This is a genomic window from Halomonas smyrnensis AAD6, assembly GCF_000265245.1.
In the GTDB taxonomy this organism is placed as follows: Bacteria; Pseudomonadota; Gammaproteobacteria; order Pseudomonadales; family Halomonadaceae; genus Halomonas; species Halomonas smyrnensis.
On the sequence record NZ_AJKS02000001.1, the window covers coordinates 307,601 to 319,603 of the forward strand.

General features: G+C 71.8%; 14 protein-coding genes. 9 read left to right on the top strand and 5 right to left on the bottom strand.

What is annotated here, in order from left to right; genetic code table 11:
• Positions 1-48: 48 nt before the first annotated feature.
• From UYS_RS0201425 to UYS_RS0201435, 3 genes are all read right to left on the bottom strand, one after another.
• Entirely contained in the window at positions 49-468 is a 420-nt protein-coding gene (locus UYS_RS0201425) for an OsmC family protein (protein ID WP_016853702.1), read from the bottom strand.
• Between the two features lie 83 nt (positions 469-551).
• A complete protein-coding gene (murU, locus tag UYS_RS0201430) occupies positions 552-1,223 on the bottom strand; it encodes an N-acetylmuramate alpha-1-phosphate uridylyltransferase MurU (RefSeq protein ID WP_026068272.1) in 672 nt (223 codons plus the stop codon).
• Positions 1,220-2,266 carry an aminoglycoside phosphotransferase family protein gene (locus UYS_RS0201435; protein WP_016853704.1) on the bottom strand — a complete coding sequence of 349 codons (1,047 nt, stop codon included), beginning with the start codon at positions 2,264-2,266 and terminating at the stop codon, positions 1,220-1,222. The genes murU and UYS_RS0201435 overlap by 4 nt, the downstream gene beginning before the upstream one ends.
• A 161-nt stretch (positions 2,267-2,427) precedes the next feature.
• Between UYS_RS0201435 and UYS_RS0201440 the strand changes: the two genes are divergently transcribed.
• The 8 genes from UYS_RS0201440 (at position 2,428) to UYS_RS0201475 (ending at position 10,289) form a co-directional block, all read left to right on the top strand.
• Positions 2,428-4,905, top strand: a complete 2,478-nt coding sequence (locus UYS_RS0201440; protein ID WP_016853705.1) for an LPS-assembly protein LptD — start codon at positions 2,428-2,430, stop codon at positions 4,903-4,905.
• A gap of 89 nt (positions 4,906-4,994) precedes the next feature.
• Positions 4,995-5,633, top strand: a complete 639-nt coding sequence (locus tag UYS_RS0201445; RefSeq protein WP_016853706.1) for a SurA N-terminal domain-containing protein — start codon at positions 4,995-4,997, stop codon at positions 5,631-5,633.
• On the top strand, positions 5,630-6,685 hold the full coding sequence (gene pdxA, locus UYS_RS0201450; protein WP_016853707.1) for a 4-hydroxythreonine-4-phosphate dehydrogenase PdxA: 1,056 nt from the start codon (positions 5,630-5,632) through the stop codon (positions 6,683-6,685). The genes UYS_RS0201445 and pdxA overlap by 4 nt, the downstream gene beginning before the upstream one ends.
• Before the next feature lie 37 nt (positions 6,686-6,722).
• Positions 6,723-7,535, top strand: coding sequence for a 16S rRNA (adenine(1518)-N(6)/adenine(1519)-N(6))-dimethyltransferase RsmA (rsmA, locus tag UYS_RS0201455; RefSeq protein ID WP_016853708.1), 813 nt, complete (start codon positions 6,723-6,725; stop codon positions 7,533-7,535).
• Positions 7,532-7,921 (top strand): Co2+/Mg2+ efflux protein ApaG, encoded by a 390-nt coding sequence (gene apaG / locus UYS_RS0201460; RefSeq protein WP_016853709.1) that lies wholly within the window; start codon positions 7,532-7,534, stop codon positions 7,919-7,921. The genes rsmA and apaG overlap by 4 nt, the downstream gene beginning before the upstream one ends.
• A 56-nt stretch (positions 7,922-7,977) precedes the next feature.
• A complete protein-coding gene (locus UYS_RS0201465) occupies positions 7,978-8,784 on the top strand; it encodes a symmetrical bis(5'-nucleosyl)-tetraphosphatase (RefSeq protein WP_016853710.1) in 807 nt (268 codons plus the stop codon).
• Positions 8,785-8,823: 39 nt separating this feature from the next.
• Positions 8,824-9,144, top strand: a complete 321-nt coding sequence (gene glpE, locus UYS_RS0201470; RefSeq protein WP_016853711.1) for a thiosulfate sulfurtransferase GlpE — start codon at positions 8,824-8,826, stop codon at positions 9,142-9,144.
• 2 nt (positions 9,145-9,146) lie between these two features.
• Positions 9,147-10,289, top strand: a complete 1,143-nt coding sequence (locus UYS_RS0201475) for a tRNA nucleotidyltransferase/poly(A) polymerase-related protein (protein WP_016853712.1) — start codon at positions 9,147-9,149, stop codon at positions 10,287-10,289.
• A gap of 27 nt (positions 10,290-10,316) precedes the next feature.
• Here UYS_RS0201475 and folK read toward each other — a convergent pair whose 3' ends face one another.
• The gene (gene folK / locus UYS_RS0201480) at positions 10,317-10,835 is read right to left on the bottom strand and encodes a 2-amino-4-hydroxy-6-hydroxymethyldihydropteridine diphosphokinase (protein ID WP_016853713.1); all 519 of its coding nucleotides are present in this window, start codon (positions 10,833-10,835) and stop codon (positions 10,317-10,319) included.
• Positions 10,835-11,197, bottom strand: a complete 363-nt coding sequence (gene folB, locus UYS_RS0201485) for a dihydroneopterin aldolase (protein ID WP_016853714.1) — start codon at positions 11,195-11,197, stop codon at positions 10,835-10,837. The genes folK and folB overlap by 1 nt, the downstream gene beginning before the upstream one ends.
• 149 nt (positions 11,198-11,346) lie before the next feature.
• On the opposite strand from folB, the gene plsY reads away from it, so the two are divergent.
• A complete protein-coding gene (plsY, locus tag UYS_RS0201490; RefSeq protein WP_016853715.1) occupies positions 11,347-11,934 on the top strand; it encodes a glycerol-3-phosphate 1-O-acyltransferase PlsY in 588 nt (195 codons plus the stop codon).
• Positions 11,935-12,003 lie beyond the last annotated feature (69 nt).

Consider the following 12,003-nt stretch of genomic DNA (forward strand, 5'->3'; position numbering starts at 1 on the left):
ACGGTTTTTTTCCTCGCCGTAAGGGCGATTCATGGAGTGAGGGCTCGCTCACTCCTCGACGATGGTGAAGGAGTGGGTCACCTCCACGCCGCCCTTGGCCAGCATGATCGAGGCGCTGCAGTACTTGTCGGCGGAGAGCTCGACGGCGCGCTTGACCTGCTTCTCCTTGAGCCCCTGGCCGCTCACCGTGAAGTGGATGTGGATCTTGGTGAAGACGCTGGGCACGCTGTCGGCGCGTTCGGCCTCGATGCTGGCCACGCAGTCGGCGACCGGGGCCCGGGACTTCTCGAGGATCTCCAGCACGTCGAAGGAGGTGCAGGCGCCCATGCCCATCAGCAGCATTTCCATCGGGCGCGGGCCGGTGTTGCGGCCGCCGTGGTCGGGCGGGCCGTCGATGACCACGCTGTGGCCGCTGCCGGCCTCGGCAACGAACTGGCGGCCGTCTGTCCATTTGACGCTGGCTTTCATGTGCGGTGTTTCCTTGGTCCAGTGAGAGATGGGAGCAGTGAGAGAGTGGAGTGGCGCCAGCTTAGCAGCTGGCACCGCGCGGCTCAGCCCGAGCGAGCGCGCAGGGCCCGATCCAGGCCCTCGAGGCGGGCCGGGGTGCCGACATCGACCCAGGCGCCGCGATGATGATGGCCGGCGACCCGGCCGTCCGCCATGGCCTCGCGCAGCAGCGGGGCCAGGGCGAAGGCGCCGTCGTCGTGGTCGGCGACCAGCGCCGGGTCGATCAGCGCCAGGCCGGCGTAGGTCAGCCGCGGCTCGCCCTCGGGATGCACTCGACCGGTGGCGTCGAGGTGGAAGTCGCCGGTGGGATGGTGATCGGGGTTGTCCACCAGCACCAGGCGCGCCAGGTCGTCGCCGAGCGGTGGCAGCGCGTCGGGGGCCACATCGCACCAGACGTCGCCGTTGACCAGCCAGAACGGCGCCTCGCCCAGCAGCGGCAGGGCGCGGCGGATGCCGCCGCCGGTCTCCAGCGGGGCCTCCTCGCGGCTCCAGGCGATGGTCACGCCGAACTCGCGGCCGTCGCCCAGCGCCTCGATGATCTGCTCGGCCCGGTAGCTGACGTTGATCACCACCTCGCGGATGCCGGCCGCGGCCAGGCGCTCGAGGTGGTGAACGATCAGCGGCTTGCCGGCCACCGGCAGCAGCGGCTTGGGGCAGTGGTCGGTGAGCGGGCGCATGCGCGTGCCGAGCCCCGCGGCCAGGATCATCGCCCTCATGCCGCGCCCTCCCGGTCGATGCCGGCCTCGTCCAGCTTCGCCGCCATGGCGGGGCGGAAGACGTCGGCGAGCCAGGCCTTGACGGCGTCGTGGCCGTCGAGCTCGGCCAGGGCGTCCTCGAGATGGGCGAGGAAGTGGGGCAGGCGGGCGAGATAGCCGTCGCGATGGTCGCGCAGGGTCAGGCGGCAGAAGATGCCCAGCACCTTGAGCGCACGCTGGGCGGCCATGGCGGCCACCCGGGCGTGGAAGTCGGCCGGCTCGACCTCGGCGCCGAGGCGGCCGTCGGCGATGGCCCGAGCGCGGAAGGCCTCGATCCACTCGGCGCGCCGCGCGGCGTCGAAGCGGCAGTAGCGCCCGTGCAGCAGCGAGATCAGGTCGTAGCCGATGGGGCCCGCCACGGCGTCCTGGAAGTCGATCAGGTAGAGCCCCTCGTCGACCACCATCAGGTTCATGGCGTCGTAGTCGCGATGCACGGTGACCACGGGCTGGTCCAGCGCGGAGGCGATCAGCGCGTCGCGCAGGGCGTCCCAGCCGGGCGGCGGGGCGACGTCGAGCCAGCGCGACAGGCACCACTCGGGGAAGAGGTCGAGCTCGCGGCCGAGCAGGGCGGCGTCGTAGGCCGGCAGCGCGTCCGGGGCGGCACGGTTCTGAAGCTCATGGATGAGCGCCAGGGCGCGCTCGTGCCAGGCCAGGGTGGCCGGCGCGTTCTCGCCGTCGAAGCGGGTCTGCAGCGGCGTGTCGCCGAGATCGTCGAGCTCCAGGAAGCCGGCATCGAGGTCCACGGCATGCAGGTGCGGCACCGGGAGGCCGGCGGCTTCCCAGGCCCGGTCGATGGCCACGAAGGGCGCGCTGTCCTCGCGGTCCGGCGGCGCGTCCATCAGCATGCGCGTGGCGCCGTCGGGCAGGGTCAGCCGATAGTAGCGGCGAAAGCTGGCGTCGCCGGCGGCCAGACGCAGGTCCAGGGCCTGGGGGGCGAGTCCATGGCGCTGCGCGATCCAGCGGCGCAGCGGCGTCTGGCGGGCGAGGGCATCGGCCTCTGGCATCTTCACCTCTCGATGTCCGGTGGCGGGGCGTCGGTTGACGGCCCGGAAGCGTCGCCGCATGCTGAGGCCCGACAGCGTCGGCGTGACAGGGACTCGTCGGCGGGACAGGTCGCATGGGGCCTGTATAATACCGATTCACTCCGCCAAGGACATCGTGGAACATGGCCAATCGACCCTCCCGGACGGCCCTGGCAGGTCTGGCGACCTCGAGCCTGATCATTGCCGTCCCCGTGCTGGCGGCGCCCCCCGAGCCGCTGCCCGCCGATCAACTGGACTGGCAGCCCTGGGGCGCCGACCGGCCGGCCGACGCCGTGTGCCGCGGGCGCTACGTGATGCCCGATTATCGCCTCGCGCCGCCGCCCGAGGGGCAGGTCTCCAGCGAGGCCGACAGCGGCGAATACGGCGCCGAGGGCGAGACCCGGCTCAGCGGCGAGGTGGTGCTGCGCCGCGGCGATACCCAGCTCGAGGCGCCGCGGGTCAATCTGCCGGCGTCCCGCGACCGGGTGCAGGCCGAAGGCCCGGTGGCGCTGCGCGACCGGAACCTGCTGGTGCGCGGCGACGCCGCCGAATTCTCGCTGGAAAGCGATGCGGCAAGCATCGATACCGCCCACTACGTGGCCCACGAACAGCGCCTGCGCGGCGATGCGGTGCGTCTGGCGCGGCTCGAGGACGGCCGCTACCGGCTGCGCGAGGCCAGCTTCACCACCTGCGAGCCCGGCAACGAGCTGTGGCGCCTGGTCGGCAACGACATCCTGCTGGACCGCGAGAGCGGCTTCGGCACCGCCAAGCACGCCCGCCTCGAGGTCGGCCATGTGCCGGTGTTCTACTGGCCCTGGGTGCGCTTCCCCATCGACGACCGCCGCCAGACCGGCTTCCTGTGGCCGACGATCGGTGCGACCGGCAGCGGGCTCGACTATTCCCAGCCCTTCTACTGGAACATCGCCCCCGATCAGGACGCGACCATCACCCCGCGCTGGATCAGCGATCGTGGCCTGCTGATGGGCGGTCAGTATCGCTATCTCTTCCCGTCCGACGCCGGCACCATCGAGGGTGCCTATATCGCCGACGACAAGAGTGCCGGGGACGAGGCCTCGGACTATTCGGACCTCGAGAACGGCGACGAACGCTGGTACCTGGACTTCCGCCATGCCGGCCGTTTCGATGAGCGCACCGACTATCGACTGCGCTACGGCGCGGCCAGTGACGGCGCCTACTTCGACGACTTCGGCCGCGACTTCGCCGAGCAGGACACCGATCACATGTCGCGGCTGGCCCAGCTCGATTACCGTGGCGACGTCTGGCAGCTGCAGGCTAAGGCCCAGGGCTACCAGCAGCTCGACGACCCGCTGGATCAGGACGACAAGCCCTTCTATCGTCTGCCGAGCCTCGATGCCCAGGCGAGCTGGTCCCAGGACGGCGGCTTCTATCAGGAGTGGAGCTCCAACCTGACCTACTTCTGGCGCGACGTGGATACGGACGACGACGGCTGGTATGACTTCAAGGACAGTCGTCGGCAGATCCCGGAACGCGAGGCGGCCAACGGCACCCGGCTCAGGCTGGACCCTGCCGTGGGCTGGCGCTTCGACCAGAGCTGGGGCTACCTCGAGCCCCGCGTCGAGCTGGCCCACCGCTCCTACGACCTGGACTACGACAATCGCGAGACCGATCGCGGCGACACGCCGTCGCTGACCGTGCCGGTGACCTCCGTCGACGGCGGCCTGGTGTTCGAGCGCGACCTGAGCCTCGGCGGCGGCGACTACCGCCAGACCCTGGAGCCGCGGCTCAACTACGCCTACGTGCCGGCCGAGGACCAGACCGACTTCCCGGACTTCGACACCGGCGAGCGCAACTTCTCCTGGAACCAGCTGTGGTCGCCGGACCGCTTCTCCGGCGGCGACCGGGTGGGCGATCTCAATCGCCTGTCCTACGGCGTCGAGAGCCGCCTGCTGGAAGACGAGAGCGGCCGCGAGCGGCTGTCGCTGGGCCTCGGCCAGGCGTTCTACTTCGAGGATCGCCACATCGACATGGACGGCGATCCCGATACCCTGCCGTCGGACGAGGATTCCTACGACTACTACGCCGCCACCCGCGACCGCTCGCCGCTGGTCACGCGCCTGAACTGGCGGCTGAGCGACGAGTGGAGCACGCGCTGGCAGTGGCTCTACGACGATCACCGCTCGCGCACCGAGAGCGCGAGCTGGGATCTGCAGTACCGCTCCGACGCCGGTCACGTGCTCAACCTCGGCTATCGCTGGCAGATCGAGGGCTTCGACGTTTCCGAGGACGACGCCGAAGACAGGCTCGGCTACAACCGTGAGGAGTTCGATGTCTCCGGGGCGCTGAAGATCGGGCCGCAGTTCGACCTGATCGGCCGCTACGTCTACGACAATACCAACGATCGCAGCCTCGAGCAGATGGCGGGTGTGCAGTGGAACGACTGCTGCTATGGTCTGCAGCTGGTGTGGCGCGAGTGGATCGACGACGAGGACACCGCGAACACCATCGACGACGACACCACCGATCGCGGGTTCTTCCTGCGCTTCGTGTTCAAGGGCCTTGGCGGCGTCGGCGGCGAGGCGGCGAGCTACTTCGACGGCGCCGTGCCGGGCTATCGCGGCACCGACTTCAGCGTGCGTTGAGCCGCGGCGACATCCCTGTCCGACGCTCCGTCGCGGCCGCTCGCCGGCCGCGACGAGACATTCGATATTGAACGAGAGGAAACACCGACATGCGCAGCCGACACTTCGCCACCCTGCTGCTGGCCCTGACGCTGGGGGCCGCGCCCCTGACCGGGCTGGCCCAGGCGCGTGAGCCCCTGGACCGTATCGTGGCGGTGGTCAACGACGGCGCCATCATGGCCTCGCAGCTCGAGGATCGCTTCGTCCAGACCAAGCGCCAGCTGAATACCCAGGGCGTCGACCTGCCGCCGGACCGGGTGCTGCGCGAGCAGATCCTCGACCGCCTGGTGGTCGAGGAGATCCAGCTGCAGATGGCCCGCGAGGCCAATCTCAGCGTCGACGACACCGAGCTCAACCGTCAGGTGCGCGCCATCGCCCAGAGCAACAACATGACGCTGGACCAGTTCGCTGATGCCCTGGAGGCCGACGGCCTGTCGCTCGGCGTGGTGCGTGACCAGGTCCGCCGCGAGCTGCTGATGCGCGAGCTCCAGCAGCGTCGCGTCGGCGGCCGGGTCAGCCTCTCCGAGCGCGAGGTCGACCGCTTCATCGAACAGCAGGGCGGCAACATGAGCCGCGACCAGGCGCGCCAGGCGCTGTTCCAGCGCAAGGCCAACGACGAGATGGAAGACTGGGTCCAGGAGATCCGCAGCGACGCCTTCGTCGACGAGCGCCTCGAGCCGAACGCATGAGCGACGCGCCCGTCATCGCCCTGACCACCGGCGAGCCGGCCGGCATCGGCCCCGAGCTCGCGGTGATGCTGGCGACCGACGGCGCCACCGGCGCGGCCCCGGGGCATCGCCGGGTGGCGGTGGGCGACCCCGGACTGATCGCCGAACGGGCCGAGGCCCTGGGGCGGGCGCTCGAGATCGTCGAGCTGGCGCCGGGCGAGCCGGTACCCGAGAGCCGGCCCGGCAGCCTGCACGTGTGGCCGGTGGCGCTCGCCGCCCCGAGCCGGCCCGGGGTGCTCGACGTGCGCAACGGCGACTACGTGCTCGAGACCCTGGACCGCGCCGTCGCCGGCTGCCGGGCGGGCGAGGCCGCGGGGATCGTCACCGCGCCGCTGCACAAGGCGGTGATCCGCGAGGCCGGCCACGCCGACTTCACCGGCCACACCGAATACCTGCGCGACGCCTGCGGCGTCGACGAGGTGGTGATGATGCTCGCCACCGACCGCGCCCTGCACGCCGCCGGCGCCGACTGGCAGGGCCCGCGGGTGCTGCGCGTGGCGCTCGCCACCACCCACCTGCCGCTGCGCGAGGTGAGCGACGCGGTGACGCCCGAGCGGCTGGCGCGCATCCTGCGCCTCCTCGACGCCGACCTGCGCCGCTGGTTCGGCCTGGCCGCGCCGCGCATCGCCGTCTGCGGCCTCAATCCCCACGCCGGGGAGGGCGGCCACCTCGGCCGCGAGGAGCTCGAGGTGATCGCGCCGACGCTCGAGGCGCTGCGTCGCGAGGGCCTGGCCCTTGACGGGCCGCTGCCGGCGGATACCCTGTTCACCCCGCGCCACCTGGCCGAGGCCGACGCCGTGCTGGCGATGTATCATGACCAGGGCCTGCCGGTGCTCAAGTATGCCGGCTTCGGCCGCGCCGCCAACATCACCCTGGGCCTGCCGCTGGTGCGCACCTCGGTGGACCACGGCACCGCCCTCGACCTGGCCGGCAGCGGCCGCGCCGATCCCGGCAGCCTGGCGGTGGCCGAGGCGCTGGCCGCCGACATGGCCCGCCGCGCCGCTCGTGACTGAGCGCGGCATCCCCGATTCGAACAGAAGGACAGACCGCATGGCATCCCGCCCCCAGGGTCATCGCGCCCGCAAGCGCTTCGGCCAGAACTTCCTGCGCGACCCCGGCATCATCTCGCGGCTGGTACGCGCCATCGGCGCCCGCCCCGGCGAGCGACTGGTGGAGATCGGTCCCGGTCAGGGCGCCCTGACCGAGCCGCTGCTGGACGCGGCGGGCGGCCATCTCGAGGTCATCGAGCTCGACCGCGACCTGATTCCCGGGCTGCGCGTGCAGTTCTTCGACCAGCCGGGCTTCGTGATCCACGAGGGCGACGCGCTCAAGTTCGACTTCCGCGAGCTGCGCGGCGAGGGCCCGGCGCTGCGGGTGGTAGGCAACCTGCCCTACAACATCTCCACGCCGCTGATCTCCCATCTGCTTCAGGCCGGCGACGCCGTGGCCGACATGCACTTCATGCTGCAGAAGGAGGTCGTCGACCGCCTGGCGGCGCCGCCCGGCGGCGGCGATCGCGGTCGCCTCTCGGTGCTGGCCCAGTACTACTGCACGGTCGAGTCGCTGTTCATCGTGCCGCCGGAGTCCTTCGTGCCGCGGCCCAAGGTGGACTCGGCCATCGTGCGCCTGACGCCCCGCGCCGAGCGGCCGGACGTCGCCCGCGACGAGACGCTGCTGTTCGAGGTGGTGCGCGAGGCCTTCGCCCAGCGCCGCAAGACGCTGCGCAACAACCTCAAGGGGCGGATCGACGCCGCGGCCCTCGAGGCGCTCGGCATCGAGCCGAGCCGGCGCCCCCAGACCCTGAGCGTGGCGGAGTTCGTGCGCATCGCCAATCACCTGGCCGAGGAGGGCGGCAGCGCATGACGGCAACGGCCCTGGGCGACGAGATCCGCGTGGACGTGGAGCCGGCCTTCCAGGCGGACGAGTCCGCCCCCGAGGAAGAGCGCTTCGTGTTCAGCTATACCATCACCGTGCACAACCACTCCGGCCACAGCATGCAGCTCCTGGCGCGCCACTGGAAGATCACCCAGAGCAGCGGCGAGACCCAGGAGGTGCGCGGCAAGGGCGTGGTCGGCCAGCAGCCGCTGATCGGCCCCGGCCAGACCTTCCGCTACACCAGCCGGGCGATCCTCGATGGGCCGGTGGGCGTGATGGAAGGCGCCTTCACCTGCGTCGACACCGCCACCCAGCGCCCCTTCGAGGTGGCCGTCGCCCCCTTCCGGCTGGCCGGGCCCAACCAGGTGCACTGAGGCGCTCGGCGAGCGCCGGTGCCCCCGATGTTTCAACGAGACCGCGAGGACGCGCCATGACCACCTACGCCGTCGGCGATCTCCAGGGCTGTCACGAGGAATTCGTGGCCCTGCTCGAGCGCCTCGACTTCGATCCGCGCCGCGACCGGCTGTGGCTGGCCGGCGATCTGGTCAACCGCGGCCGCGGCTCGCTGGCCTGTCTGCGCGAGGTCATGGCCCTGGGCGACGCCGCCCGGGTGGTGCTGGGCAATCACGACCTGCACCTGCTGGCGGTGGCCCGCGGCGGTGCGCGGATCAAGCGCAAGGACACCCTCGACGCCATCCTCGCCGCGCCGGATCGCGAGCGCGTGCTCGACTGGCTGCAGAGTCGTCCGCTGGTGGTGCGCGACGGCGAGACCCTGATGAGCCACGCCGGCCTGCCGCCCCAGTGGGCGCTGGAGCGGGCCGAACCGCTGGCCGCCGAGGTGGCCGAGCGGCTCGGCGGCGAGCGTGCCGGCGCCTTCCTCGAACAGATGTACGGCAACGAGCCGGCCCGCTGGCGTGACGACCTGGACGGCCTCGATCGGCTGCGGGCGATCGTCAACACCTTCACCCGCATGCGCTTCATCGCCGCCGACGGCCGCCTGGACTTCAGCGCCAAGGAAGGGCTCGACAGCGCGCCGTCGGGCTTCGCGCCCTGGTTCCAGTATGCCCGCGACGACGATCCGCGGCTGCTCTTCGGCCACTGGGCGGCGCTCGAGGGCGAGACCCCGGGCAGCCGGGTGCGGGCCGAGGCGCTGGATACCGGCTGCGTCTGGGGCGGGGCGCTGACCGCCCTCGACCTTGCGAGCGGCGCCCGCATCAGCGTGCCCAGCCGCCACTGACTCTAGCCCTTCCTTCCTCTTTCGTTCCCTGGAGATCCGATGAGCTTCCAGCACTTGGACATTCCGACCCTGGCCGAATGGCTCGACGCCGGCTCGCCGCTGACCCTGGTCGACATCCGCGACCCGGCGAGCTTCGCCGCCGGCCATATCCCCGGCTGCCGCCACCTGGACAACGACAGCGTCACGGCCCTGCTGGCCGAGGCGCCCCGCGAGACGCCGCTGGTGGTGGTCTGCTACCACGGCCACTCCAGCCAGCAGGCCGCGGCCTGGCTGGCCGGCCAGGGCTTCGAGACGGTCTACAGCCTCGACGGCGGCTTCACCGACTGGCAGCACCGCCTGCCCGAGCGGGTGGAGGCCTGAGCATGGCGACCCGCGACGCCCGCCTCGATGGCCTGACCGTCTATCGGGTCGGCGGCGCCGTGCGCGACGCCCGGCTGGGCTGGCCGGTCACCGACGTCGACTGGGTGGTGGTCGGCGCCACGCCCGAGGCCATGACCCGGCGCGGCTTCCGCGCCGTGGGCCGCGACTTCCCGGTGTTCCTGCATCCGAAGACCCAGGAGGAGTTCGCCCTGGCGCGCACCGAGCGCAAGGCCGGCCACGGCTACACCGGCTTCGAGGTGCACGCCAGCCCCGAGGTCAGCCTGGAGCAGGACCTGGTGCGCCGCGACCTGACCATCAACGCCATGGCCGAGACCCCCGAGGGCGAACTGGTCGACCCCTACGGCGGGCTTCACGATCTCGAGGCCCGGGTGCTGCGCCACGTCTCGCCGGCCTTCGTCGAGGACCCGCTGCGGGTGCTGCGCACGGCGCGTTTCCTGGCCCGCTACGCCGGGCTCGGCTTCGTGATCGCCCCGGCCACCCGCGAGCTGATGCGCCGGCTGGCGGAGAGCGGGGAGCTCGGCCACCTGGTGGCCGAGCGCGTCTGGACCGAGACCGAGAAGGCGCTGGGCGAGCCCTGGCCGGACGTCTACTTCCAGGCCCTGCACGACTGCGGCGCCCTGGCGGCGCTGATGCCGGAGCTGGCGGCGGACGCCGCGGCGCTGGACGAGGCGCTGGGGCGGCTGGCGCGGCTGCCCGAAGACATCGCCGACGAGCAGGCGCCGCACTGGCGCTGGGCGCGGCTGGTCGAGCATCTCGAGGCCGAGGCCCGCGAGCGCCTGGCCGAGCGCCTGAAGCTGCCCCGGTTGCCGCGCCGGCTGGGCGGTCAGGCGGCGGCGACGCGCCGGCTGATCGCCGAGGCGCGGTCGGGCGAGCTGGACGGGGCGCGGGTGATGGCCTGGCTCGATGGCATCAATGCCTGGCGACAGGGCGAGCGGGTGGCCTCGCTGATCAGCCTGGTGAGCATGGAAGACGCGCGTCTGGCCGAGGACCTGGCCGTGGCCTGGCGCCTGGCGGGGCAGATCCTGCCCCGCGGGCTCGTCGAGGAGGGCTATCAGGGCCGCGAGCTGGGCGAGGAACTGGCCCGGCGGCGCCGGGCCGCCATCGATGAGGTGCTGGCGGGCTGAAGCCCGGGTGCCGCGGGCCGGCGCGGCTCAGGCGTCGAGCGGCAGGGACTTCCCGCGCCACGGGAAGTCGGCCGGCCACAGGGCCTGGTCGTCGGCCTCGAAGGCCGCCCACAGCTCGGCGTAGCGCCGGCCGTCCTCGGGATGGCGGGCGTCGGGCAGCAGCTCCGCCAGCGGCTTCAGCACGAAGGCGTGATGACGGATCTCGGCCCGCGGCAGCGCGACGCCGTCGTGCTCGCCGGTCAGTTCGCCGACGGTGAGCAGGTCGACGTCCAGGGTGCGGGGGCTGAACTTGGGGCTGTCGGCGCGGCGGCCGTTGGCGAACTCGAGCCGCTTGCACCAGGCCTGAAGCTCGCCCACCGACCAGTCGCTGTCGAAGGCCGCGACCAGGTTGTAGAAGTTGCGGCCGTCCTCGAAGCCCACCGGTTCGCTCTCGTAGACCCGCGACAGGCGCAGGCCGTCGAAGCGCTCGGCCAGGGCGTCGAGGCAGGCGGTCAGGTGCGTCTCGCGCTCGATGTTGCTGCCGATGCTGACGGTGACCAGGGCCATCAGGTCGCGCTCCGCTCGCCGCGCTCGATGCGCACGCCGACCGCCTTGGCGGCCGGCACCGCGCCCGGCTTGCGCAGGGTCAGGCGCACCCAGGCGATGCCGTACTCCCGACGCAGGGCGTCGACCAGGCGCTCGGCGAAGGTCTCCACCAGCTCGAAGCTGTGTTCGGCGCCGAAGCGGGCGATGCGTTCGCTGATGGCGGCATAGTCGAGGGTCCGGGCGATATCGTCGTCGGCCGCCGCGGGGCGGATGTCGGTGGCCAGCTCCAGATCCAGAACCAGGGTCTGGGTGAGGGTGCGCTCCCAGTCGTAGACGCCGATGACGGTGTCGACCTTCAGCGCTTCGATCAGTACGAGGTCCATCTTGGGCTCTCCGAGCCGTGGCAAGGGGGGCGGCAGTGCCGGATTGGGCGGCGATTGTACGCGAGGCGACCGGTCGGCGACAGCGCCGACGCTGTTCCTGCGGCATCGAGGCTGGCAGAATCGGGGCACTTTCCGCTTGAGGGTCGGCCGTGCTGAGCCAACTCGAACTCGTGCTGCCGCTGATGGCGCTGGGCTATCTCAGTGGCACCTGGCTGGGGGCGATCACGGTGTGTCGCCTGGCCGGCCGCGGCGACCCGCGCCTGGCCGGCTCCGGCAACCCCGGTTTCTCCAACGTGCTGCGCCTGCATGGGCCGCGGCTGGCCCTGGCCACGCTGCTGGTCGATGCGGTCAAGGGCATGCCGGTGCTGTGGCTGGCCATGCTGCTGGCGCTGCCGCCCTGGGGGCAGGGGCTGGTCGGACTCGGCGTGCTGCTCGGCCACAGCTATCCGGCCTGGTATCGCTTCCGCGGCGGCAAGGCGGTGGCCAGCGCCTTCGGCGTGATGCTGGTGCTGACCCCCTGGGTGGCGCTGTGCTGCGCGACCCTGTGGTGCCTGCTGGCCTGGCGGGTGCGCACCGCGGCGGTGGCGTCGCTGGCCAGCGCCGCGCTGGCCCCGCTGGCCGCGATCTGGCTGGCGCCCGACTACGTGCCGGTGGTGATCGGCTTCACGCTGCTGGTGCTGGGGCGTCATGCGCTCAATATCCGCCAGCTGGGGCGCGGCGACGAGCCGGGGTTGTAAGTCGTCAGCGCGAAGAGCGGCGCTTCGCGCCCGGACGCTGGAAGAACACCGCCCCCAGGCGCTGGCCAT

Excerpts from the sequence above, each read along its gene's own strand:
- folK (WP_016853713.1), bottom strand. The coding sequence starts at position 10,835 with ATGGCCCTGGTCACCGTCAGCATCGGCAGCAACATCGAGCGCGAGACG.
- pdxA (WP_016853707.1), top strand. The coding sequence starts at position 5,630 with ATGAGCGACGCGCCCGTCATCGCCCTGACCACCGGCGAGCCGGCCGGC.
- UYS_RS0201475 (WP_016853712.1), top strand. The coding sequence starts at position 9,147 with ATGGCGACCCGCGACGCCCGCCTCGATGGCCTGACCGTCTATCGGGTC.
- rsmA (WP_016853708.1), top strand. The coding sequence starts at position 6,723 with ATGGCATCCCGCCCCCAGGGTCATCGCGCCCGCAAGCGCTTCGGCCAG.
- glpE (WP_016853711.1), top strand. The coding sequence starts at position 8,824 with ATGAGCTTCCAGCACTTGGACATTCCGACCCTGGCCGAATGGCTCGAC.
- UYS_RS0201445 (WP_016853706.1), top strand. The coding sequence starts at position 4,995 with ATGCGCAGCCGACACTTCGCCACCCTGCTGCTGGCCCTGACGCTGGGG.
- murU (WP_026068272.1), bottom strand. The coding sequence starts at position 1,223 with ATGAGGGCGATGATCCTGGCCGCGGGGCTCGGCACGCGCATGCGCCCG.
- UYS_RS0201435 (WP_016853704.1), bottom strand. The coding sequence starts at position 2,266 with ATGCCAGAGGCCGATGCCCTCGCCCGCCAGACGCCGCTGCGCCGCTGG.
- UYS_RS0201425 (WP_016853702.1), bottom strand. The coding sequence starts at position 468 with ATGAAAGCCAGCGTCAAATGGACAGACGGCCGCCAGTTCGTTGCCGAG.
- folB (WP_016853714.1), bottom strand. The coding sequence starts at position 11,197 with ATGGACCTCGTACTGATCGAAGCGCTGAAGGTCGACACCGTCATCGGC.
- UYS_RS0201440 (WP_016853705.1), top strand. The coding sequence starts at position 2,428 with ATGGCCAATCGACCCTCCCGGACGGCCCTGGCAGGTCTGGCGACCTCG.
- apaG (WP_016853709.1), top strand. The coding sequence starts at position 7,532 with ATGACGGCAACGGCCCTGGGCGACGAGATCCGCGTGGACGTGGAGCCG.
- UYS_RS0201465 (WP_016853710.1), top strand. The coding sequence starts at position 7,978 with ATGACCACCTACGCCGTCGGCGATCTCCAGGGCTGTCACGAGGAATTC.